This window comes from Chryseobacterium angstadtii, assembly GCF_001045465.1.
In the GTDB taxonomy this organism is placed as follows: Bacteria; Bacteroidota; Bacteroidia; order Flavobacteriales; family Weeksellaceae; genus Chryseobacterium; species Chryseobacterium angstadtii.
Window position 1 is genome coordinate 687,840 of sequence record NZ_LFND01000003.1, and the last position, 24,163, is coordinate 712,002.

A 24,163-nucleotide genomic window follows, 5' to 3' on the forward strand; every position below is an offset into this window, starting at 1 on the left:
AGTTTCATAAAAAAGAGCCATTCCAGGTTGAAATAGTCAAAAGTGAATTAATGAAGAATTTCAAGATAACGTTTTTAGTTGCTCAACATGAATTTAGAGTATTTCAGGAAAATGGGCTGAAAATATTTGTACTGTTTTTTATTTTGGTTCTGCTGGGAGTTTTGGGAAGTAATTACGTACAGCTTGGTACAGCTTGGGTGAAGAACAGAGAAGCCAAAGAACTTATAGACAGAGAATGGAAAAACCAGGACAGAGGGAACCACAGCGCGGCACATTGGGGAACATTTCTCTTTAAACCCGTAAGTTACCTTTCACTTCTGGAATCCGGAACTCAAATATATTCAGAAAATTATTATAGAGTAGAGGCCCACAAACGTCCTCAGATACATACCTACAGACTGCCGGATTTAGAAGCTTTTATGAGGAAACCGGACCTTAATACTGCATTCTTTTTTCTATGGCTTGTGCCATTATTTGTTATTGGTTTAGGATTTTCAAGTATTTCGTCCGAACGCGAAAAAGGTTTTCTAAAACTTTTGTCCGTGCAGGGCGCTTCATTCGGACATTTGGTTACCGGAAAATTCATAGCGCTTTATCTGGCAGTTCTGTTATTTACCATTCCGCCATCTTTGGTAATTATTGCGGGTTTGATTTTTGAAAATGAACCTGTTAATCATTTATTGAGGGCACTTTGCTGGTTGGGTTTATATGCTGTGTACTTCTTTCTTATTTCAGGAGTGGTCTTGCTTATCTCCGCATTCAGTCGCTCTTCATGGGCTTCACTGATGACGAATATTACACTCTGGATCCTCTGCGTTCTCTTGATCCCGAAATTCAGCAGTTCAGCAGCGGACGGAAAATATCCATTAACATCGTACCACGAGTTTGAACATCAGGTGAAAACAGGTTTCGATAAAGGTCTTAATAATGACGGACCTTACACCACAAGGTCTGAAGTGTATCTGAAACAGCACCTCAAAGAATTTAAAGTAGATAATATCAGTCAATTGCCGGAAAATATACGTTTTGCACTTGATCTCATACAGGCCGAAGCCTATGAAAGCAAAGTACATCGGTTTTATTCTGAAAAAATAGAAGAAAAATTTAAACAGCAGCAAAAATTCATGGATTATATGGGAATTATCAATCCCTTTCTTGCCGTGCGTCAATTATCCATGGGACTTGCCGGAACAGATGTATACCATCATATTGACTTTTTCAACAAAGCCGAGACCTACAGAAATGATATGATGAACAGACTGAATAAAAGAGAACTGGAACTGGCCGTTTCTGATAAAGCTAAAATGAGTAACCGCGATTTCTACAACAGTCTGCCGGATTTTAGATATGAGTATCCGTCTGTCGGAAATGTGTTGAGGCATCATGTGACAGCAGTTTTATCATTGCTGCTATGGATAATACTGTTGATTCTTTCTTTCAGATTCATTATTAAACGAAATTATTTTTTAAGCTATGAAGGATAAGATAATGCTGTTAGTGTACGAATGGAAACATATCTCAAGGCAGCTGGCAGTCTGGATCCTGTTTTTGCTGTTCTTTATAGTAGGAGGTTATGCCGTTTATTCCGGAAACCTGCTAACTGAAAAGAAACTGAAAGCTATTGATGAAGCTAAAAAAGAATCTGTAAAAGACTATCATACTACATTGAAGGCTTTTAAGGATACATTGGATGCAGAGAAAAAACAGCAGGCGGAAAATGCAGGAAATCCCTATGTGATAGATTACAGATATCCGCGTGTGGCTTATGATCAACCATATCCCCTGACCGGACTGGCCGCCGGAATAAAAGACATTACCCCGGTTACGGAAAAAGTAAATTATTATACAGATTACGCCGCTTTAGACAGAGAAATGACGAATCCCATGATTCTTTTTGAAGGCCGTCTGGATATGGTATACGTCAATTTATACTTGGTCCCTTTACTTATTATTGTTTTGGTTTATCCTATTATTTCTTCTGAAAAGGAAAAGGGAATCAGCAGTCTTTTAATCGTTCAGGGTGGAACATTGAAGCGTATACTTTTTGTGAAATTGATCACGCGCCTGATCATTGTTTTTTTGGCGGCTTCCATAGTGAATGCTTTAGGAATACTGCTGTCTCCATCGGGCTTTCCATCGGTTAAAGATGCTTTTCTCTGGTTCTTTTTGCTGTTTTCCTATTGTGTGATCTGGATTTCCTTGTGTTTTGTCATTATTTCTTTGGATAAAAACAGTGTCTTCAATCTGTTTTCATGCTTGGCTTGCTGGATTTTTTTACTGTTCCTGCTGCCGCTGATTATTAATAAAACTGCGCAGGGAAGACATCCTTCCGATCTTAAACTTCTGGATCTTGAAGAAAAAGACAGACAGATCAGTGATGAGGTCTGGGCAATGAAGCCTAAAATGGTGGTTGACAGTTTTTACAGGAACTTCCCGGAATACGCTTTCGTTTACAGTCCTTCAGATACTATTGACAATCAGAATGATGCTTTTTTCGCAGGGTACTATTATATCAAGCAAAACCGGATGAAGGCAGTTATTGATTCTTTATGGGAAGGTGATAGAAAAGCCAACCAAACGGCATACAGGCTCATCAGATATAATCCTGTTCAGAGTACGGAGCATCTTTTTACCCTTCTGGCCAGAACAAGCAGAGCAGATTATCTGGGCTATAAAAAGGATGTTGAAGATTTCCGTCATACATGGCAGATCCGCTTTTTTGACAAGGTATTTTCTGTGAAAAACGGAAAGAGAAGCTTATCGAAATTCTCCCGGGAAGAGCTTAAAACGCTGCCTTTGTTTACCATTAAACATCACGACGTAAGAACGGCAGACTTCATTTCCGGAATACTGATTCTTTGGATGCTAAGCCTGATTTGCTTAATGGCAGGGCTGTTATTGATCAGAAAATTTAAACAATAAATATTGAAAAAATGAAGAAAAATTACGTCCTGGTGACGGTTGCCCTTTTGGGGTCATTTTCTTTAGTATGTGCGCAAGAAAAAAGAGATTCCTTATCTGAAAAAAAGATAGATGAAGTGCTGCTGACCGCAATGAAACAGATTAAAACAGACAGTCTTTCCGGAACTCTGAAACGGAATGATAAGTTGTTGGAAATTCCTCAGAATATCGTAAGCATCAAAAGCAATCTGCTGAATCTTCAGGGCGCTTTTGATGTTCAGGATGCGCTTCGTAATGTAAGTGGAATTTATATTGGAGATGCCACCGGAGCTGGAAATGTTTTCTCAGGAACTTTTAATGTACAGTTAAGAGGCTTCAGTCCCGTAAGTACATTCAGAAACGGATTGCCATCTTTTGCTGGAGGGCTTTCACAGGAAGATGTAGCTTTAATAGAGCAGGTGGATGTTATTAAAGGCCCTGCAGGATTTATCAATTCAATGGGTACCGGAGGAGGTTCTCTGAATATCAATACCAAAGCGCCCCATGCCAATAGAATCGGGGAGGCTAATGTAACGGCAGGAAGTTTCGGATTTTACAGGGCTGCTGTTGATCTGGGAAGTAAGCTGAAAGAGAAAGGTTTTTCTTTCAGATTCAATGCGGCTTATGAATCACAGGGCTATTATGCAGATTATGCCAAGCGTCGCAAATGGGTTGTGGCTCCGGTTGTTCAATATAATTTCAGTAAAAATACTTTCTTACTGGCAGAATGGAATATGATGATAGGCAGAGCGCTGCAATCGAGTAATTTTATCCAGTATGAAAAAGAGACTATGGTTCAAAAGCATCCGTGGAAAGCTAATTATCAGGGCGATCCTAATCTGCCGACTTCCAAACTTGACGAGCATTACGGAAGATTGGTATTTCAGCATCAGTTCAATGATCAATGGAAAATAGTTTCCCAGTCATCTGTTAAAAGCACCCCGCTGGATCAGTGGAGTATTCTGGGAGGAATAAACAGTTACACTCCGCCTATGTTTGATGATGAAGGAAATGCTCTTCGTTCCAGTTTCAGAAATAAACAAAAATACCTGACTTATAATACGCAGTTGTTTGTAAGCGGCAGTTACAACATCACACCCAATATTGTGCATACCGTACTTTCCGGAATAGATTTCAACAGCAGTAAAAGCAATACAGATCATATTCAGGGAGTCAATGAATTTGTTTTCAACCGGTATCAGCAGAATTATGGAATCGACCGTAATTTACTGATCCAGCCGGAAGCAGATGATCAGATTGACTATACAATTTCAACAGATAAAACCGCAGGAGCCTATGTCTACAATAATTTCAAGTTCTGGAACCGGTTATTTGTAGACGCAGGATTCCGATACAGTAAGAACAGACGGGAACGTTATATCAAAGGGCCTTACACACCTGACGGAGAAGATAAAACTTACCGTCATCATGCATTCAATCCAAGAGTGGGAGTCACTTATTTGATTCAAAAGAATTTCGCAGCTTTCTTCTCTTATGATCAGAGTTTTGACCCGATGGCTGGAGCAGATCCGCAGGGAAAAGAATGGAAGCCTTTGGAAAGTTACAACACAGAAATAGGTTTAAAAAAAGATTGGTTTGATGGTCTTTTGTCTACTTCCGTAAGTGCTTACAGAATCATCAGAAACAATTCTTTCTCTCAGGATCCGGCTACGGGACTTCTTACCCAGCTTAATCAGGTGAGAAATAAAGGAATCGAAATTGATGTAATCGGCTCCATTTATCCCAACATTACTTTAACGGCTAATTATTCCTACATCAATTCTGTTTATTCCAAAGATCCTTATGCTTCAGAACTTGTTGGGAAAAGATTTTCAAGCGTACCGAGACATCAGCTCAATACATGGGTGATGTACAAATTCCAGAAAGGAAAACTGCACGGCCTTTCTTTAGCTTTGGGAGAAACCGCCGCATTCGTTCGAGAGACCGATGTGCCGGGAGTCCGTATCCCTGATTTTGTAAAACTGGATGCCAGCATTATGTATCAATATAAAAAATGGTTCTTCCGCGGAATATTCGATAATCTTCTGAATAAGAGGTATATCACAGACGGAAATGTCACCGCAAGATACAATGCTGACTGGACTGCCGTGGTAGGAGAGAACTGGATGTACAAGGAAAGTAACCCTTTCAATTTTAAATTGCAGATAGGAGTGAAATTTTAACAAATAAATGCAACATTGTTGCAGTAAAATTATTATCTTTACAACAAGGGAAAGCCGAAACCCTAGAACAGTAGGCCAAATTAAAAAATGTTTTATTATGGAAAACAACAAAAAGATGAAGCTAAACATCGATGATCTTAAAATCGAAAGCTTCGTAACAGCTCTTGACAAAGATTTGTCTAAAAAACTACAAGGTGGTTTAGGAATTGCTCCGGCAGGAGATCATGACCACCCAACCCACACTATTAAAACTCAGGACAAACTTCACGTTTGCGGAACTGTTCAGTGCTAATTATTGGGGGAAAACTTCCAGGGCTGCTTTATGGGAATAAAGCAGCCCTTTTTTTGTTTAAAGATTTTCAGAAAAAGAGTAGAGGATATTTTATCGTATATTTTTTCTGATAAAATAATTTTTTTTCAACGCAAAGCTGATTCCAACATTATATAGTTTCAGTAAAGCAAAGACAGAATCAATCAAAGATTGATTCGATGAAGGAGGCGTTTTTATTCAACGTTTTAATAATTTGTTATACGCAAAGTTGAGTTTAACATTGGATAGTTTAGTAAGGCAAAGATGGAATCAACCTTTGCTTGATTCGATGAAGCGGATGTATCATGTAGTCGGCTCAAATCTTTAAATCTTTAAATTTTTAAATCTTTTTAATCATCATTAATCTTATTTTGTTCTTATAAAAAAGTTTTTAAGCAGTTCCAGAATTTGCTCTGTCAGTTTTTTTTCTATCCTTTCTTTTTCACCTTCTGAATAATGGAAATATGCTGCCAGTTCTTCTATGCTTAATGGATTTTCCAGGAGCTGAAGAACCGCTGTAAGAAAGGGCTCCAGTGTAAGGTGAAAGATTTCCTGATCGGTGCTGTAAAAGATGTGGTGATATTGTCCGGCATCAGATTCTTTGGGATTTTCTTCGTTCCAGTTCCATTTGGATTCATGAATATGAATAAAAGGATTACGGACAAATTGTTTTTTTTGAAGGTCGGTTTCTCCATTTCCCAGGTATTCATTCAGTTCTTCTTTTAATATTCTGAGTCGTGTCTGAAAACATAAAGCTCCTTTGTGTTTCTTCCTGATATTGATTTTTTTAGTTTCAAATTGATGAATATCAGATAGGTATTCAGCCTCTTTTTCAGGTAATTCTTCAATAGTTTTTAACAGGAAATCTCCAAATTCGTCTACGGTTTGAAAGTCATCATTCAATCGGAATGAAGGAATGTCATGTTGTAGAATTTCAAGTGTTTTGGGATAAAACCGTCCAAAAAAACTCTTTTTGACCTTTATATCTTCCGAAAGTATGAAATCCCGGGGCTTATTTTCCTCAACAGGAAGTTCCGGATGAAGAATAGAATTAAATGTTTTTCCTTTTATAATAGTAAGCATAGAAAAGCCGATGCCTGCTGTTCCCGTCATCAGGCCCAGATCTTCAGTCTTCTGAACGCCCCATGCAGCATGATGATGTGACCTGCTTTTTTCTAAACCCTCAAAAACAATTTCCTGAGCAAGATCTAAAGCTTCCGTATCGTCAAATAGCTCATGAAACTGCAAAAGGAAATCAGAAATCCCTCCATATCCGCTGAATAGAATGTGATTTTGTTTGGACCTTGATCTGATATCATTTTTACACCTTTTAAATATCCGGATGCAGTCTTCTTTGTACTTTGGATCATGTGTAATCCTGAATGCCGACATTCTTGCACTCCCAATTCCACAGGCTCCGTGCGCCCATGCATTAAGATCGAAATCATCCTGAAGAAACGTGTTTTTATCCCATTCGAATAAATGAGACAACTGAGCTTTGGAATTTTCCCACCTCAGATCCATCCAGTTATTTTTTTGTGGATGATCATAAAGATCTTCATAGAGGAAAGCTTGTTCAGCTAGCCAGATCAGTTCCTGATGATTAAAATATTTTCCAATCTGAAGCAGGGAAAAAGCAATCCCGGAATTACCATGCGAAAAACCACACAGAGAATCCACGGAAAGATGATTCCGGCCCCATTTGATCCCGGCTTCTGCTATCTGTGCCTTTTCCAGAAGAGAATTGATTAAGACATTGATATCACGGTATAATCTTTCATCTTTTGTATAATGATAAAGGCTACAAACCGCTATTAAGATTCCGGAGGTACCAATCAGCAGGTCTTCCGTCTGTTCTTCTATAATTTTTTGCCTGTACAGATCATAAAGTTCCAAAGTTTGCTGAAGGTATAAATCCTTTTGTGTAACCCGATATAGCTCTAAACCCAAATAGATGACTCCACATATTCCGTCATATAAACTGGGGTTTGATATTTTTTCATCTTTGGAATAAACATATATTTTGGAAAATGAACCTTCGGCAGTTTTCAGATCGTCTTTATTTCCGAAGTTTTCATAAAGCAGGAGGAAAAACCAGGCAATACCTCCGGTTCCGTTCCATAAAGAAGAGTTGAACGTAAAAGAAACTTCCCCTGTATGCGGATCATGGGCAATGGTGTCCCAATAGAATCCATTAGTATCCTTTTTTCTTTTAGACAGGAGAAATTCACGTATTTCATTCAATCCGTTTTGCAGTTCATGAAGCTCTTTATCTTTCATCATAGTTCTTTATTAAGGGAATGGTTTGCATGATTAAAAAAAGAAGATAGGATTCTTCTGCATTGATGATTCCTAAACGGTTGTTGTTCATATGAATAAAACTGAGCAGTGCTTCATTGATTTGATTCTTTGATAATTGGGAACGAGCATAGTTTTCGTATACTTTATTATTGACTTCCAGAAACTCCTGTAGAAAAGGATCTTCCGTAGTATCCAATGATCCCCGGAATTCTTCCAAACTTTCGTACAATGCAGCTTTGTAAGTATCAAACTGTTGCTGAAAAGCAGATAAAAGACTTTTTCTGTTCTGTTCCACTTCATCAGGGTTTTCCGAATAAGGAACCGGAAGCCAGCTTTCTACAAACTCGTGGCATAACTGCAGACTGTCGTGTTGGGATAGCTTCATTCCTTTAAAAAATGCCATCTGGGTTTTCAGAGCAAGAAGATATCTTTCTTGAGTGGTAATCAGGTAGTTTTGTACCAGATTGTTCAGGATAAATTGAGAAGATCCATAGAACTGGCTTTCCGCATAGGCTATGGTATCTGCATTGCCGTAACGGTCTGTTTCCGGAATGTACTGAGCCTCTTTCAGTACCACTTGAGTCTCGTGAACCCGTTCATAATTTGATAACTGATCTTTTAGCACAGAAAAAAACAGAGGCACTTCATCAGCAGACAGAAGCAGTCTCAAACGGACATGATAACCGTTTTCAAAGTACCGGATAAAGAAAAACCGAACCTCTTTTCCAAGTTGTTCCTGTATATTTTGTAGGGACGTGTGTACAACTTCTTTCAATAGATGATCTGCATCGCCTTTGTAGTACAGATAGTAGGTATTCCAGAGTTTCTGCATCATGCTAAAAATTATACCATTGGATTAAATGTTCACTGACTCTTTCCCTGGAACCGTTTACAGAAGGCAAAACTTCTTCAAGATAAATGTAGGATCCGGCTCTGCTGAGCAGTTTGTTGAAAAGATTAAACAGCAAAGGCTGCTCAAAACCGATAAACTGAGGTTTGTAATCATCACGGGTTCCTGAAGTTTTATCAGAAGACGGATCCTCAGGAATGAAGGCGGACTGCAGATAAAGAAATACAGAAGATGGCAGGCTGTTTTCCAGCAACCATTGATGGAAACGTAAAAAGTACATCGCATGACTTTCTTCCTGATGCTGTACGGGAACAGAATTCAGAGGAACCAGCCATCCTTTGCGACGGAGGATCAATTGGTCCTCAAAAACAATTCGTGGAAAAATCCGGATCTCCTCATGGGTAAACTGTTTTGAATATTGATCATCAATGACTTGTATTAAAGGAAAATAACTGACATAAATACAGGGATTGAACAGAGACATAAGCTGATAAAGATTGGATCTGTTCGTAATAGTTTCCAAACAGAGATCAAAGGCATAAATTTCTTTATTCTGAACAGTGTCCGTTAAACAGAGGCTGTCATGGTCTGAATGATAGCCCACAATGATGCGGTCTAAAGGAATCTGTTGGTTCTTTTTCATCTGGGTATTGGAAGCGGGCATTTTCACCTCAAAATCTAATAAAGGCGGATGAATATTGGCATTAAAACTGGAATCATCATTAAGCTCAATAAGTAGCTGATCCGGAAATAAGCGTTTGTTATATTCCCTGTGGGTTGCGGAAATTTCAGGATGGAATAAATGGAGAAACCGGCCGCTCATCTTACCCATTCCCTGCATAAGCCCGTTTACAACAGCTTTTGTACCCGTTTCCGAATGTTCATCAAAAAACTGCAGAAAAGCAGAACCAGCCACAGAAGAGCCTTTTGAAAACGGAAGCTGGTTTAAATTCTCCTTTTGAATTTTTATTTCACCAAATGGCTGTTCATTTTGTTGAAGATCTTTCCAGAAAGTATCAGACCATGAAGCGCCAGAATATATTTCCTTCTGATCCTCTTTGCTTTCCATTTCATTTTTATACCTGTAATAATCATGGTAAAAAGTCACGAGAGAAACAGACTTATCTTTGCCGTATCTGGAAATGAAGAAATTTTTAAGGTTGCTTTTTTCTTTTCCCCGGATATCAAAAGCAGTTAAACGGTTACACAGCTCGGAAAGGAGCTGTCCCATCTCATGAACTGTATTTTCTTCAATCTGATGGACCTTATCTGTAAAAGTATCTTCATAAATAAATCCTTCCTGGCGGTAATCAACCGGAAGATAGGGGAGCTTTTCAAACCCCTGTCCGTTTTTGTACCGTTGCAGAATATCATCAAGCATGTTTTGCAGTTCATCTTTTGGAAGTTTTATAATTCCCGCCTGATGTTCAAGATCGGAAATAATGCGATCAAAAAGCCCGGACGTATTTTTCAGAAGAATTTCCCGTTCGGCTGTTCCGGCTGTCCCGAATGTATTTTTTGCCTGCTGAAGACTGGATACCATTTTATAAAGCTGTTCAGCCGCCTCATTATTTGGGGTGTGCTGTTCTAGAAATAATAAAAGATGAGTGTCCCAGTTCGGATCTATTTCAGAACATTCCAGGCTAAGCTCCAGAAATCCGGAATCAGTCAGTTTCAACAGATAATGCTTTAATTCTGAAGGATCAGCATCTATGCGATGGGAAAGAAGTTCAATAAATGATGCTAATGAAATGTTCTCCTTTGAACTTTCAAGAAGTTCTCTGATATAATGGTTTACGTTGGTAGCCTGTATTTCCTGAAATACTTCAATATTGATGCAATTCATCAGAAAACTGAATTGGCCGTTGCCTTCTGTAATGCTGCTGTTGGTATTGACGAACAGTAATTCCTGAAGGCCGGGATGGCGTTCCATCAGCTTTTTGATCCGTTTCAGAAGTTTATTATTCAACCTTATTCTGCAGTCTGGAATTTCCTGAGAAGAAGACAATGGCTCGCAGGTTCCGGAATCCATTTGGGTAAGCCCTAAATAAGTGAATGTACTGAAAGGAGAGGTTTTGTACGCCATACGCGTAAGGTAGCGGAGCACACTGAATTCAATTCGTTCAGCATCTTTATTGAGAGACTGTACTTCCGCATGGCTGAAATTATCGAGTTGCTCATACAGATCTTTACTGGAAAGCAAAACTCCGTTTCTGAAAGGATATTCGCTAGTCTGCCTTTGAATATCTTTTCTGTGCAACCAAAGCTGTTCCCGGAAACTCTTGTCCCATAATTTTTCGAATGTTTTATATTCCGCGACTGACTTCAGCCAGTCTTCCCATGACTGACGGATTTTACCGAAGGTTTCGTGAGGTATTTTTTGTACCAGCACATCTGCATTCTGCCGTTTGTTGTATACGGAACGTTTCAGGTTTAAAAGCAGTTTTCGTTCCTGATCATCAGAAGATTGCTGGATCAGGGTATAAAGATCATCACATAGCCTTTCCCTGCAGCTTTTCTCTTTTTCTGCTGCTATTTGCCATTGATGCAACTGGTTTCCAATGTCTGAAATGCTCAGTTTATTTAAGCTGTGTACGGGTAATGCGGCAAACCGTGTAAAAATGTGAGGTAAAATAGTAAGACTCATTCCAAAATTTATTTTCCGAGTTCAAGTTGATTTTTAACTAAATGATAATAGGCGCCCTTTGATTGGGTCAACGCTTCATGAGTGCCCTGTTCAACAATATTTCCTTTATCCAGTACTATAATGTTGTCTGCATGAACTACCGTGCTCAGTCGGTGGGCCACAATAACAACGGTTCTTCCTACGAAGAAGCTGTTCAGATTTTCAACAATCAGTCTTTCGTTGTTGGCATCGAGAGAATTGGTGGCTTCATCCAGAAATATATAATCGGGCTGGCGGTAAATAAGGCGGGCAATCAGCAGGCGTTGTTTTTGTCCTTCACTCAATCCGATTCCTTCACTTCCGATCTGGGTGTCATAAGAAAAAGGAAGACTTTCTATAAATTCCTGCATATTGACCATTTTACAAGCGTTTTTTACCCGGTTGAGATCTTTTTCCGCACTTCCGACCCAGATATTCCCGGCTATGGTGTCCGTGAAGAGGAAAGAATCCTGCATTACTGCCCCACATTGTTTCCGTAAACTTTTTGCTTTGATTATTTTGAGATCCTGTCCGCAGAATGTGATCACGCCTTCTGTGGCAGTGAAAAATTTAAGAAGCAGTTTCAAAAGGGTTGTTTTTCCGCTTCCGCTCATTCCTACAATCGCAGTTACTTTTCCGGCGGGAATCGTTAAAGACAAATTATGAAGTACATCAGGAGATAATTTTCCGTATCGGAAGCTTACGTTGCATAATTCAATAGAACCGGATTCACCTTTCTTTAAATTTAAAATAGAATGGGCATCTTCCGTCTCTTCATGTTCTACTTCAGAAATACGCTGAAGGCTGAATTTGGCAGTCTGCATGGAACGGATAAAATCAGACAGCTGGTTGACTGTACCATTGAGCGCACCATACATATAAGTGATTGCAAGCATGGCTCCGAGAGACAGTGTTCCGTTGATCACCAGAGAAGCCGTCAGAAAGGTGGTAAGGACTCCGGTGGTTTCATTGATGAAAAGAGCTACACCCTGGATTCGCTGATCGAGTTTCAGGTTTTCCATTTTCACTTTGTAGGTTTCTTCCTGCAGGGTTTTCCATAACTGGTTTTTTTCCTGTTCTGCACCTGTAAGCCTTATTTCTGTCATTGCTTCGAAGGTTTCTATCTGATGGCGCTGGGCATTGGAAAGCAGGCTGAAAGTCCGTTGATCAAGGCGTCGTCTTTTTTCCTCGAAAAGATTGGTCCACACTATGCTTATAATGCTGGCAACAATAAACAGAGCAAAAAGTTTCCAGTTGTAGTAGCACAGTAATCCACCATTGACCATGAGAATGATTATGGAAAGTCCGGCACTTACGCAGTTTTTGGTAAGGAATTCCTCTACACGCTGGTTATCATAGATTCTCTGCAAATTATCGCCGCTGCTTCTGTATTCAAAGAAAGAAAGCCTAAGCTGCATCAGTTTATCTACAAATTCATAAATGAGTTTTATACTGATATTCATTCCCAGCTTGAAAAGAATCCGGCTTCGGAAGAAATCGGTAATAATTCTGCCTGTAAATAAGAGGAGCTGCCCCAAACAGATAATGGCTAGTATTCCGATGTCTTTTTTAGAAATAGCTTTATCTACAACGGCTTGTGTTAACAATGGGATGGCCAGGGTCAGAAGGGTAGCTGTAATTAACGCTGCAGTTACATAATAGATATTTTTACGGTCGTCTATGCGTTTTAATAATGAGAAAAGATTCACAGGAGGATCCGGCTGATCTTTTATTTGGTTAAAAGCCTCAGTGGATTCTGCAAAGATGGCAATCCCTTTATTCTCTCGCCCCGGTGTGTTCCAGTGCTCCATAAAATCATGGATGGTATAGCGCATATTCTTTCCCAGCGCAGGATTTCCTACATAAGCATGTTTTTCAGTAAGATGCCATAAGACAACGAAGTGATTATGATCCCAATGCAGGATGCAGGGAAGTGGTGCTTTTTCAAGTAATATTTCGAGACTTAATTCGGCGGCTAATGTTTTAAAACCCAATTTTTCAGCTGCATATTTCAATCCGGATACTGAAGTTCCCTGACTCCGGACATCAGAAAGATCCCGCAGATAGTTTAAGGAGAGTTCTTTTCCGTGGTATGCTGAAATCATTTTTAGACATGTCGGCCCACAGTCCATAGTGTCGAGCTGGCGGAAAAACGGATATCGTTTTCCTTTAAAATGATGAGTAATTTTCCTGAGTCTGTTATTTTCCATTGGCTGCTTATACTGTGTCCCTTTTTAATAAGTCCCGGATGTCGGTCACTTTAAAAAGAAACTGTATTTAATAGATATTGCAATTTTGTAGTTAATGCAATGTTGTTGCAATTTATAAAAAATAACGGTACAGAGCCTGAATTTTTTTAATTAATTCTGAAACTTGAAGGAAGGAAGGAAGGAAGGAAGGAAGGAAGGAAGGAAGGAAGGAAGGAAGGAAGGAAGGAAGCATAAAAAAACTCCCGGACATTTCCGGGAGTTTGATGTATTACTTTTTGGTTTTGGAAACCTGCTTAATCAGTGTGTATTTTATTGAAGAAGCGTCTGCCGGTGGATTGGCAATTTTTTCTGTTTTTACTTTTAAAACATATTCATATCCCGGTTCGTAAGTAAATCCTTCAATATTCGTGTAGAAATTGGTCCAGCTTTCAGATGCTTTTTCTTTTACCTGCAAACATTTCATGGGTGCTACTCCTGTACAGTCTGCGGTTTCAGGTCCTACGATGAACGTTTTCTCGTCTGCTCCGGCTGTATTGGCCGTAGTGGTACATTGTGTCATTGCGAATAGTGCTACTGCAGGAACAGCTCCTTTTAGAATTGTTGCTATAATTTTCATAAACTTTATTTTACACCTTTGTTCGCAATTACCATGCCGAAATTTTTACCGTAGATCTCCTATTGTTTTTTTAGTTTTTAATTATTTAATTTGAACGCTTCTAAATATTTAACCAAAGAACACAAATACTTTAATATAATATGAATAATCCAATTCAGATTGAGAATTACAAAATTCAAAAACCCGAAATATGGGCAGGACATTTAGAGGATAGTGAATTAATCAATAAGATTCACGATTCCGAATTTGCCAGAAAACAAATTGATGAAGGAAGAGACTACTGCTATTTTCTCGACAAAAAATATTATACAAGCAATACCGAAAACAGTGAATATGTCTGTCTGGCCTATACGCTGAATGAGCCGGGAAACCTTGAACGGGCGTCTGTTTCAGATGTTATTGTAGAAGAAAATGAGGTCTACAGTATCCACCGGATCAGTGTTTTGAGAGACGGTGTTTTAATAGATAAGATTCCCGATACCAAAATAAAAGTACTGGACAGTGAGAGTCAGAGCAGCGGCGGGATTTTAAGCAGCAATAAAAAAATCAACATCACCATCAAAGATCTGCGGCTGTATGATGTTCTGATTCTTGAAGACTCCCGGTTTAAAGCTTTTACAGAACGTGATTTCCTGAGAAAAGAATTTTCGAAATATGTTTGGGTAAGTCCGGATAATTATTGGGCTTACGGAAGTTTTAAATTCACTTTCATCAATGACAGAGAAGAGAATGTGGCCTATAAAAAAACTTTTTTCAGAGATGACGAAGGGAATGTTCTGGAACCTGAGATTCACCAGTTGAAGAAAGGGGAACGGTTTGTCATCGAAGAGGAAAACTATATCAATCCGGTAGATGCCGGCAGGGAGATTTTTCCGTTCATAGATTTTGCAACGGAAAAGAACTGGAAGGAGCTTTCCAATTATATTGTTCCTATCTATGATGAGGTTTTTCGTACATCTTCCCTGCAGGATTTTGCGCCTCACCTTATTGAAAAGCTTGATGCTATAGCCGGAATTGATGAAAAGTTACAGTTTGCTATAGAATACGTACAGAATCACATCTATTATGTATTCAATGCTGATGAGATGAACGGACACAAGCCACAGGAACCCTCTGTTACCTATGAAAACAAACAGGGCGACTGCAAGGCAAAATGTGTGCTGCTGAAAGTGATTCTGGATTATATCGGAGTAGATTCTTCAATTGTTCTGGTTAATTTTCAGACCGATTATTATATCAAATATTATCTCCCTTCCTTACTCAGCTTTAATCATGTGGTGGTAAAGATCGATTATAAAGGACAGGAATATTTCGTGGATGCTACAGTCCGGGATGAATTCGGTCTGATAGAAAACCGCAGCTTCATTTATTTTATGTATTACCTGGAAGTAAAACCGGATCAGGAGCTGATGGAAAGAAAATCCTACCGGTTTCCATATTACTGCATCGATGAAAAAGTAGATTTCAATGTCCAGAATTCAACAGGCAGGCTGAAAGTGACCACAACGTACAAAGGCAGCCGGGCCAATGCCATGAGGAGATATTTTAAGAGTACGAATAAAAGAGAGATTGTAGACAGCTGGAATAATTTCCTGTTTTACGCTCTTAATTATTCTAATGACAGGAACGGGACCGATGTAAGAAATGTCTTCAAAGATGCCGCCATTGATATTGTAAGCGATGATAAAAAACTGAATGAATTTAAGATTTATTATACCGCTGCCGTGGAAAATCCTTATTACACAGATCCTCAGAATAATCGTTTTCTGATGTATTTCGACCGTAATGTCATCAAGGCAAGCGCAAGAGACTATATGCACAAAGATCTTCCTTTCTGGCATAATTTCGACAGCGAGAAATATGAGATCAGTTTGTTTACGGATCAGAAAATTGATACGGAAGAAAAATATACCGTTCAGGAAAGTACCATCAGTAATCCGTATTTTGAATATAAAAGCCGCAAAAAGATTTCAAAAAACGGAGCCGTAGTTTTGATTGAAAACAATCCTCTGGTGAATCTTGAAATTCCACAGGATCAGTTCGAAATATTCAGGGAAGATCATCATACCGTGGCCAACAGCAACTTCGGATTAGGGATCGATATTATAGAACCCGGCCTAATGAATATGATTAAATTTAACTTTAAGAAAAGGTTTAAATAGTCTGATTTTCAGATATTTTTATTTTTGTATTTAAAGTTTAAATTTAATGATTGGTTTTTCATAGTTTCGGCGGCCGGAGGCCGCCGAAACTATGAAAAATATTAACCCAAGTATCACACTCGGAAAAAAAATTACAGTAACTTTTATGGTAGAAAATACCTCAAATTAACCTTCAGAACTTTCATCATTTTTCACCTTAGCAGAAGTTCCTATGAATTTCTGTTTACCGATCAGTAGTTCAAAGAAAAGCCTGAAATCTGAAATTAAAGACCAGAGTGGGTATTTGAAAGTGGCAGGTTTATTTTTTTCAATAACTGCATGACTGAACCATGCAAAACCATAACCAAAGATGGGAATGTACCATAGAAATCTTTCTTTTCCTGAACTGATCACGTACCAGATGACAACGAATACCAAAAGAGTTCCTATAAAGTGAAAAATCCTTGTTCCTGTTTTACTGTGTTCAGTAAGATAGAACTGATAAAATTCTCTGTAAGTTTTTATTCTTTCTGACATGGCGGAATTAGTTTATAGTTTCTGCTGAAACCTAAGCAATAATACTGCCGATTTTGATGGGATAGGCAAAAAAGCAAAAGGGCAAATTAGCTTATTCGCCATTTGCCCTTTTATTTTTGTAAGTTAATATTTTACTTTATTTCTTTTCTGAGTTTACTGTTTCTGTACCCGTAGCAGAAGTAGATCACAAGTCCCAGCGCAAACCAAAGGCCGAACCAGAACCAGTTCTCATGGCTCATCCCCGTAAGAAGGTATAAACAGGAGCTTAAACCGATAAGAGGAATTAAAGAGAAGTTCTTGATGAAGGCAAAAAGACACAGAATCAAATTAATCACGATGAAAACAAAGATGGAAGCTCTGAATTCTCCTTCTTTAGGATCATTCCAGTCCATTAAGGTGGTGAAAAATGCTGGCTGCCACATATAGAAAGCAACCAATCCTCCAATGAAAATAACCGGGAATATGATTTTACCATTAATATAAGGAAGGTGGAATCTGCCTTTGATCTTTTCTTTTGCAGGAAGCATTAGAACTCCGGCACAAACCAGTACAAAGGCGAAGATCGTTCCGATGCTGGTGAAGTCAAGAATAAAGGTTTTATCTGTAAACAGGATAGGAACTCCCACAGCAATACCTGTTATGACGGTTGCGTAGGAAGGTGTTTTATACTTTGGATGTACTTTCTGGAACCTTTGAGGCATCAGACCGTCACGGCTCATGGCATACCATATTCTCGGCTGTCCCATCTGGAAAACCAGTAATACAGTAGTGATGGCAACGATGGCAACAAAAGAAACCACAAGTTCCATCCAGGCTACATTGGCATTAGATTTTTCGAAGATGAATGAAAGCGGATCACCTACACCGTCAAATTTTCTGTAATCTACCATTCCCGTTAAAACAAGGGTTAATGCAATATAAATTACCGTACAAAGCACAAGAGAAATAATCATTCCTTTTGGAAGCGTTTTCTGTGGGTCTTTTGTTTCTTCGGAAAGTACACTCAGGGCATCAAAACCTATGTAGGCAAAGAATACTCCTGAAACAGCACTCATTACGCCTGCAAAACCGTTAGGCATGAAAGAAGCCACCTGAGTTTCCGGATTAAGCGGGGTCCAGTTATCTGTATTGATGTAAGCAAAACCGACAAGAATAACCAAAACAATAACCGCCAGCTTTAAAATAACTAAGGAATTGTTGAAGTTTTTACTCTCTTTTACTCCTACATAACATAGCCATGTAATAAGTCCGTTGATCACCAATGCAGGAAGATCAACGATGAATTTTAAACTTCCGATTAGCGGTGCTGTTTTCCATGCATTGAGCAGTTCCTTATTCTCTGAGCCATATTGAACGGCTTTTCTGGCTTCCGTATAGCTGCAGGTCAGATAATCCGGGATATGCATACCCAGACGTCCCAGGAAGCTGGTGAAATAGTCGGACCATGAAAAGGCTACATAAATATTCCCGAAAGAATACTCCATGATCAGTGCCCATCCGATTACCCATGCAATCAGTTCTCCGAAGCTGGCATAGGCATACGTATATGCGGAACCCGCTGTAGGAATTCTGCTGGCAAATTCTGCATAGCATAATGCTGTAAAACCGCAGGCAAAACCACAAATTAAATATAGTAGAATAACTCCGGGGCCTCCTCTGAAAACCGCTTCACCTAAACTGCTGAAGCTTCCTGCTCCTATAATGGCCGCAATACCAAAAAAAACGATATCCCAAACACCTAAAACCCTTAAAAGGCTAGTAGATGTATCTGTTTCTGAATAGTTTTTCCTTCTGAAAAGTTGATTCATTCAATATTTATATTTGAGTTTGAAAAAAAGCAAATGTAATGATTTTTTATTTTGATGTTGGATGTAATCATAATTTTTAGTTAAAAGACTGAGTTTATAAGAGCTAAAAGCCTTTATTCTTGATAAATAGGTATTTCCACATAGCTGTCGTTATACCACTTAATTTCCAAAGGCTCACCGGCATCTTTTATGGTTTCATCACTTACATCTTTTCCGGTTCCGTAATTAATCTGCCAGCTTGAGTTTTTATTTACGCCTACCAGCAGGACCAATTTGCTTCCTTTTTCAATTTTTTTGCTGATGAACATCGAATTCGTAATAGGAATCTGTTCCGTTTTCCCGGGCTGAAGGAGTTGACGCACTGCATTGTTTTTCGCATAGCTGGCTCTTACAATGTGGGTGGATAATAAAAAAGACTTGCCGTCCGGCTGGATCTGATACAGATAGGTATCAGTGTCAAAATCTTTTTTGTTGATGGAAACATTGAAGTATCCGGCCAGATTTCCACTGATGATAAGGTCTTTGTCTAAAACCTCACTTTCGAAATAAACAGAGTTGGTGGTTTTTATATTGTCTATTTTACTTACCGGGTGATAAGTTTCTTTTTCATCCCGGTTTTTGAAATCAACTGTTTGTTTTACGAAATCTTTCTGAGCAGGCTGATTAAAGACAGATGAACTGTTTTTCCGGTCCTGAAGATAAAACTTAACCGTTGAAGTATGCATTTTTTCAAGAGAAGGAGCATGTTTCCAGGTATTGGTATTCATCACCTGAAAATTGATTCTGTCTTGTAACAGTGCCGGTTTTTTACCATTTTTCAGAATATAGTCAAACCATGAAAAAGCAAGATCATCAATGCTTATTCTGGCTACTGGATCTATGGGATTGCCATTGGCATAGGTAAATCCAAAGCTTTGGGCACCACCGTGATCGTAAGGACCTATTACCAGATAATGATTAGGATTTTTGTTATATTGATGATGCTGTTTAAAATAGTACATCGCCCCGATCTGATCATCATCGTAATATCCTGTAGTCGTTAAAATCGGGATATTGATGTTGGCAAAATCTTCTTTGTAAGGCACCATTTTCTGCCAGTACTGGTCGTAGCCGGGATGATCCAGCCATCTCTGAAATATTTTGCTAGGCTTGCCGCTTATCATATCCAGAGACCTGAAAGACCGGCCGCTTTTGTACCATGCGGTATTAATAGAGTCCCATTTCTTGGCATTGGCAAAATCTGCTTCATCAGTAAGTTTGTTGTTCGTTACATATTGAACCCATCTCAGCATGTAGCTCATGAAAATATTGTTTTGGGCAGGATAGTCTATTCCGATTCCTACGGCCACCTGAGGAACAATGGTTTTCAGAGCCGGATGTAATTTTTTTACAGCTGCCCACTGACTGAAGCCCAGATAACTTCCGCCAATCATGCCCACTTTACCATCACACCAGGGTTGCTTGCTTACCCAGTCGATAACTTCATAAATATCCTGAGATTCGTGTTCAAAAGGATTGTTCTCGTCATTGCTGTTTCTTTTTCCGCGGGTATTCACTACAGCACCTACGTAATTGTATACGGCTGCTCTTTTTCCGAAATAAGCATCAATAGGACCTGCATAGATATTATTGGTGAGAATGACAGGAAGGGGAGACGTATTTGTTTTTTTTCTGACAATGATGATTGTAAGGGTATTTCCGCTTTTTGTCTTGATATCCTTTGTTTCGGTAATAAACTTTTCATTGTCTTTGGAGATAACCAATTGAGTAATCTGAGGTTTAGTGACGGAAAAGGTTTTGTAGTTCAGGTAGCTTCTGCAAAGAGCGAGTGCAGATCCATAGTCTATACTGTCTTTGTCTTTCTGTTTGTTCAGCGTTTCCTTCAGTGCTTTTCTTGCGGCACCCACATCCCCGTCCACTGCAATACTTATTTTGGTGATCAGCTTATCCGGGAGACTTTCATATTTTGCATTGAATGCTTTTTGAAGGGCACCTGGAAACGGAATTTTTTCTTTTGCTTCCGCTATTTTGGCCAGACTGTAAAATTCGTAGATAATGAATTTATTCCCTGCCATGTCATGGTCTGCAAATTCCTTGCGGTAATCTGCTAAAGAAGTATTGGATTTTTTGTAATCCTTCGCAACCAGCTGTAAACGGAAAAGTTGGTCTAAATAGGCCATTTTGCTGGTTTTCTTAAGTTTCAGCAGCGGAGTCTGCTTGAGGAGTTTTGATGCCAACAGAGGCATTTGTTTTTCCAGAACAACCGAGTCTGTTACGGCAGTCTTCGGAAAATAAAATTTTTGAGCCTGCATCAGGTTAGCAAAAATTAATGCTAAAAGTATCTTAATTTTCATGTAATGGTATGTTTTTAGCTGGTCTAGAATGAGAATTCAGTCAGAATATTTTTTTGATGATTCCGAATTGATATCCATTCTGTTTTATGATACTAAATTAATCATTTTTTATCATCAAACAGTGAAATGGAATTAATTGTTAATTTATGTTATTAAACCTTTAAAACTTGCTTAAACAATAAGTTTTTAATATTTTCGTTAACTTATATAGACTAATCTTTTTATTCAGAAAAAGAATGAATTCAAAAAAAATACTTCTCTCAGCTGCCGTGCTTTATTTCGGAGTTTCCGAAGCACAACAGTCACAGTACTTTACACAGCAGGACAATTACAGGTTCAATCTCGCAGAAAATCTTTATCAGACCAAAATATACAATGCTTCTCAGTTTGAATACGCAAGACAATATTTCTATAACCAGAATTTGTCGAGATCCAGAAAAGAAGCGGCGCAGTTTTTTGATAATGTGATCGGTGTGATCCTTCAGAAAAATCATGCAGAGGAAGGGCTTACAGCCTTTATGAAAGAGTATCCGAATTCTGCCTATTTTGCCCAGGCGAATCTTCCGCTGGCAGATTATTATTTGGCCAAAAAAGATTTTGACAAAGCGCTGGAGACCTTGAAAAAAGTTAACCAGTATCAGCTTTCAAAAGAAGAAAATACACAGTACATCCTGAAACTTGGGTATGCAAAATTCATGACGGGAGATACCAAAGGAGCTACCGATGCCCTGGAAGAAGCTTATAAAACAGCGGATGCTTCTCAAAAAGGAGACATCGCTTATATGCTGGGACACCTGTATTATTCGGGTGGACAGAATGATAAGGCTTTCCAGTATTTCGATTCTGTAAAAGACGAGGCTAAATTCTCTAAACTGGTACGTCCTTATTATGTACAGATGTACTACAACGATAAAAATTATGATCAGGCTATTTCTGAGGGAACGGCTTTACTGAATGAGAATATTTCTGATGCTTACAAAGCAGAAGTTCATAAGATCATCGGAGAGAGTTATTTCATGAAAAATGATTATAATTCGGCGTATCCGCATTTAAAAGACTATCTGAGCGTACAGCAGAACCCTTCTGAAAACGATTTGTATGAAATGGGGTTTGTAGCGGCTCAGCTTAAAAAATATGATGAAGCGGTTTCTTATTACAACCAGCTTGTCAACAGCAATTCAGCGCTTGCTCAGAATGCTTATTATCAGTTAGGAAACGCTTATCTGGCGGTAGATAAAAAGCAGGAAGCGCTTTCAGCATTCCGTTCTTCATACCAGATGAATTATGATGCTAAGGTTAAAAAACTGGCTCACGAGCAGTACGCAAAATTAAGTTATGATATCGGGAATCCGTTTGAAAGTCCTTCAGGGGTGATTCAAAGCTATATCAACGACAATCAGAATGATGCCAATGCTTCGGAAATGAGATCTCTTCTTGTGAAATCTTATCTGTATTCCGGAAACTATAAAGAAACGCTTAACGCGATCGACAGGCTTCAAAATTCTACTCCTGAGATCAATAAAGTAGATCAGGAGGTTTCTTATTTGTTGGGAACAGAAGAATTCAACAAAGGAAACTATGACGAAGCGGAAAGGTATTTCCTGAGAAGTTTAGGATTCAACATCAATAAAGAATTTTACAACAGAGCTTTATACTGGCTGGGACAGGTATATTATCAGAAAGGGAATTATCCGTCTGCAATTGTTCGTTACGAGAAGCTTCTTAACGAAACCTTCCCTGAAAAACAGCAGTTGCCTTATGATTTAGGCTATGCTTATTTTAAAGCTAAAAAATTCGATCAGGCGCAGACTTATTTCAAACAGTATCTGAGCAATCCGAAACCTGAATTTAAAAATGATGCAGAACTTCGTCTGGCAGACATCCATTATGCGAATAACGATCTGAACGAAGCGATTGCAATCTATGATAAAAACGAAGATGCCACAGATTATACCTTATATCAAAAAGCGATGGCTTTAGGATTTAAAGGTGATACACAGGCAAAAATCACCAATCTGAAAACTCTTCTGTCCAAATACCCGGATTCTGAGTATTATGATGATGCTCAGTACGAAATGGGAACCGCTTATTCCGCGCAGGACGATTTTGCCAACTCCAATGATTATTTTGCAAAAGTGATTAAGACGTCTTCAGATAAAGATCTTGTTGCGAATGCCTCTATTTACAGAGCACAGAATTATATTGACCAGAACCAGAGTGATAAAGCTCTTTCTGAGCTTAAATCCTTAGGCGAGCAGTATAAAAATACGGCTTATGCTGATAAAATTGTTCAGGCTGCCAAACCTATTTTTACGAAAAATGGTGATGTTTCCGGTTATGAAAACTTTGCAAAAAACATCGGGGTGAATGTGGCTGCTTCTGAAATAGACGAGATCAATCTTTCTACCGGGAAACAGTATTTCACGAAGAAAGACTACAAAAATGCTATTTCTTACTACGAAAAATATTTGACGCAGAATCCTACCGGAGAAGGGCTTTACCAGGCTAAATACGAGTTGGGAGAAAGCTACTATCAAACCAATAATGCAACCAAAGCGCTTCTTGTTCTTCAGGAGGTAGCAGCGGTACAGAATGATTATCAGGATGATGCGCAGACCCGTCTGGCACAGATCTTTGTTGCTCAGGGGAACACCTCGGAAGCTAAAAAGTATCTTGAAAACCTTAAAAATTTTTCAGACGTTGGCATTAAAAACTATGCGAATGTAGAGTTGATGAAAATGTATGCCGACGAGAAAAACTTCTCTCAGGCCGAGAAGCTGGCAGATGCCGTAATTGCGAATACGAAAAACTCCGCAGCGGTGATTGAAACAGCGAAGGTGATTAAGGCGAGAAGCCTTATGAATTCAGGGAAAGATAAAGAGGCGCAGTCAGCGTATACTTCTCTTGAAAAATCGTCCAACACATCGGTGGCGGCAGAAGCTATTTATGCAAAAGCTTATTATCAGAATAAAGGAAAGGCATTCAAGTCTTCCAATGAAACGATCTTTAAACTGGCTAACAATTATGCATCCGAAGATTATTGGGGAGCAAAAGCTTTGGTACTGATGGCTAAAAACTATCTGGGACTGAAAGACAATTACCAGGCAAGTTATACCTGCGACCAGATCATTGAAAACTATAAAGATTTCCCTGAGATTGTAGCAGAGGCAAAAGAGGTTAAAAAGCAGATTAAAAAGTAGAATGTACTATTGTATTAATGTATAATGTATTCATGTAAAAATCATTAA

General features: G+C 38.8%; 14 protein-coding genes. 6 read left to right on the plus strand and 8 right to left on the minus strand.

Annotated features, from left to right (window positions below; translation table 11 throughout):
- Positions 1–50: 50 nt before the first annotated feature.
- The 4 genes from ACM46_RS11030 to ACM46_RS11045 all read left to right on the plus strand — a co-directional run bounded on the left by ACM46_RS11030 (position 51) and on the right by ACM46_RS11045 (position 5,415).
- Complete coding sequence (locus tag ACM46_RS11030) at positions 51–1,484, plus strand: DUF3526 domain-containing protein (protein WP_048506698.1); 1,434 nt, start codon at positions 51–53, stop codon at positions 1,482–1,484.
- Positions 1,474–2,922 carry an ABC transporter permease gene (locus ACM46_RS11035; protein WP_048506699.1) on the plus strand — a complete coding sequence of 483 codons (1,449 nt, stop codon included), beginning with the start codon at positions 1,474–1,476 and terminating at the stop codon, positions 2,920–2,922. The genes ACM46_RS11030 and ACM46_RS11035 overlap by 11 nt, the downstream gene beginning before the upstream one ends.
- 11 nt (positions 2,923–2,933) lie before the next feature.
- Positions 2,934–5,123, plus strand: coding sequence for a TonB-dependent siderophore receptor (locus tag ACM46_RS11040; protein WP_048506700.1), 2,190 nt, complete (start codon positions 2,934–2,936; stop codon positions 5,121–5,123).
- Positions 5,124–5,220: 97 nt separating this feature from the next.
- Complete coding sequence (locus ACM46_RS11045; RefSeq protein WP_131707578.1) at positions 5,221–5,415, plus strand: pinensin family lanthipeptide; 195 nt, start codon at positions 5,221–5,223, stop codon at positions 5,413–5,415.
- A gap of 384 nt (positions 5,416–5,799) precedes the next feature.
- Here ACM46_RS11045 and ACM46_RS11050 read toward each other — a convergent pair whose 3' ends face one another.
- The 5 genes from ACM46_RS11050 to ACM46_RS11070 all read right to left on the minus strand — a co-directional run bounded on the left by ACM46_RS11050 (position 5,800) and on the right by ACM46_RS11070 (position 14,075).
- Positions 5,800–7,716: a lanthionine synthetase LanC family protein gene (locus tag ACM46_RS11050; protein WP_048506702.1), complete on the minus strand. Its 1,917-nt coding sequence runs from the start codon at positions 7,714–7,716 to the stop codon at positions 5,800–5,802.
- Entirely contained in the window at positions 7,703–8,569 is an 867-nt protein-coding gene (locus tag ACM46_RS11055; protein ID WP_048506703.1) for a thiopeptide-type bacteriocin biosynthesis protein, read from the minus strand. Before ACM46_RS11055 ends, ACM46_RS11050 begins: the two co-directional genes overlap by 14 nt.
- Position 8,570: 1 nt before the next feature.
- Entirely contained in the window at positions 8,571–11,231 is a 2,661-nt protein-coding gene (locus ACM46_RS11060; RefSeq protein WP_048506704.1) for a lantibiotic dehydratase, read from the minus strand.
- Positions 11,232–11,239: 8 nt separating this feature from the next.
- Entirely contained in the window at positions 11,240–13,459 is a 2,220-nt protein-coding gene (locus ACM46_RS11065) for a peptidase domain-containing ABC transporter (RefSeq protein WP_083997385.1), read from the minus strand.
- 268 nt (positions 13,460–13,727) lie between these two features.
- Positions 13,728–14,075 (minus strand): DUF4377 domain-containing protein, encoded by a 348-nt coding sequence (locus tag ACM46_RS11070; RefSeq protein ID WP_048506706.1) that lies wholly within the window; start codon positions 14,073–14,075, stop codon positions 13,728–13,730.
- A 140-nt stretch (positions 14,076–14,215) separates the two neighbouring features.
- Here ACM46_RS11070 and ACM46_RS11075 point away from each other — a divergent pair, with 140 nt between their 5' ends.
- Positions 14,216–16,237, plus strand: a complete 2,022-nt coding sequence (locus tag ACM46_RS11075) for a hypothetical protein (protein WP_048506707.1) — start codon at positions 14,216–14,218, stop codon at positions 16,235–16,237.
- Positions 16,238–16,402: 165 nt separating this feature from the next.
- Here the strand turns inward: ACM46_RS11075 and ACM46_RS11080 are convergent, their stop codons facing one another.
- The 3 genes from ACM46_RS11080 to ACM46_RS11090 form a co-directional block, all read right to left on the minus strand.
- Entirely contained in the window at positions 16,403–16,753 is a 351-nt protein-coding gene (locus tag ACM46_RS11080; RefSeq protein ID WP_048506708.1) for an Mpo1-like protein, read from the minus strand.
- Positions 16,754–16,884: 131 nt separating this feature from the next.
- Entirely contained in the window at positions 16,885–18,561 is a 1,677-nt protein-coding gene (locus tag ACM46_RS11085) for an APC family permease (RefSeq protein ID WP_048506709.1), read from the minus strand.
- A gap of 113 nt (positions 18,562–18,674) precedes the next feature.
- Complete coding sequence (locus tag ACM46_RS11090; RefSeq protein ID WP_083997386.1) at positions 18,675–20,915, minus strand: CocE/NonD family hydrolase; 2,241 nt, start codon at positions 20,913–20,915, stop codon at positions 18,675–18,677.
- 236 nt (positions 20,916–21,151) lie between these two features.
- On the opposite strand from ACM46_RS11090, the gene ACM46_RS11095 reads away from it, so the two are divergent.
- Positions 21,152–24,115: a tetratricopeptide repeat protein gene (locus ACM46_RS11095; RefSeq protein ID WP_048506710.1), complete on the plus strand. Its 2,964-nt coding sequence runs from the start codon at positions 21,152–21,154 to the stop codon at positions 24,113–24,115.
- Positions 24,116–24,163: the final 48 nt, after the last annotated feature.

Bases quoted from the DNA above. Each gene is read 5' to 3' on its own strand.
- ACM46_RS11045 (WP_131707578.1), top strand. From the start codon at position 5,221: ATGGAAAACAACAAAAAGATGAAGCTAAACATCGATGATCTTAAAATC.
- ACM46_RS11070 (WP_048506706.1), bottom strand. From the start codon at position 14,075: ATGAAAATTATAGCAACAATTCTAAAAGGAGCTGTTCCTGCAGTAGCA.
- ACM46_RS11040 (WP_048506700.1), top strand. From the start codon at position 2,934: ATGAAGAAAAATTACGTCCTGGTGACGGTTGCCCTTTTGGGGTCATTT.
- ACM46_RS11035 (WP_048506699.1), top strand. From the start codon at position 1,474: ATGAAGGATAAGATAATGCTGTTAGTGTACGAATGGAAACATATCTCA.
- ACM46_RS11080 (WP_048506708.1), bottom strand. From the start codon at position 16,753: ATGTCAGAAAGAATAAAAACTTACAGAGAATTTTATCAGTTCTATCTT.
- ACM46_RS11090 (WP_083997386.1), bottom strand. From the start codon at position 20,915: ATGAAAATTAAGATACTTTTAGCATTAATTTTTGCTAACCTGATGCAG.
- ACM46_RS11075 (WP_048506707.1), top strand. From the start codon at position 14,216: ATGAATAATCCAATTCAGATTGAGAATTACAAAATTCAAAAACCCGAA.
- ACM46_RS11095 (WP_048506710.1), top strand. From the start codon at position 21,152: ATGAATTCAAAAAAAATACTTCTCTCAGCTGCCGTGCTTTATTTCGGA.
- ACM46_RS11065 (WP_083997385.1), bottom strand. From the start codon at position 13,459: ATGGAAAATAACAGACTCAGGAAAATTACTCATCATTTTAAAGGAAAA.
- ACM46_RS11060 (WP_048506704.1), bottom strand. From the start codon at position 11,231: ATGAGTCTTACTATTTTACCTCACATTTTTACACGGTTTGCCGCATTA.
- ACM46_RS11085 (WP_048506709.1), bottom strand. From the start codon at position 18,561: ATGAATCAACTTTTCAGAAGGAAAAACTATTCAGAAACAGATACATCT.
- ACM46_RS11055 (WP_048506703.1), bottom strand. From the start codon at position 8,569: ATGATGCAGAAACTCTGGAATACCTACTATCTGTACTACAAAGGCGAT.
- ACM46_RS11050 (WP_048506702.1), bottom strand. From the start codon at position 7,716: ATGATGAAAGATAAAGAGCTTCATGAACTGCAAAACGGATTGAATGAA.
- ACM46_RS11030 (WP_048506698.1), top strand. From the start codon at position 51: ATGAAGAATTTCAAGATAACGTTTTTAGTTGCTCAACATGAATTTAGA.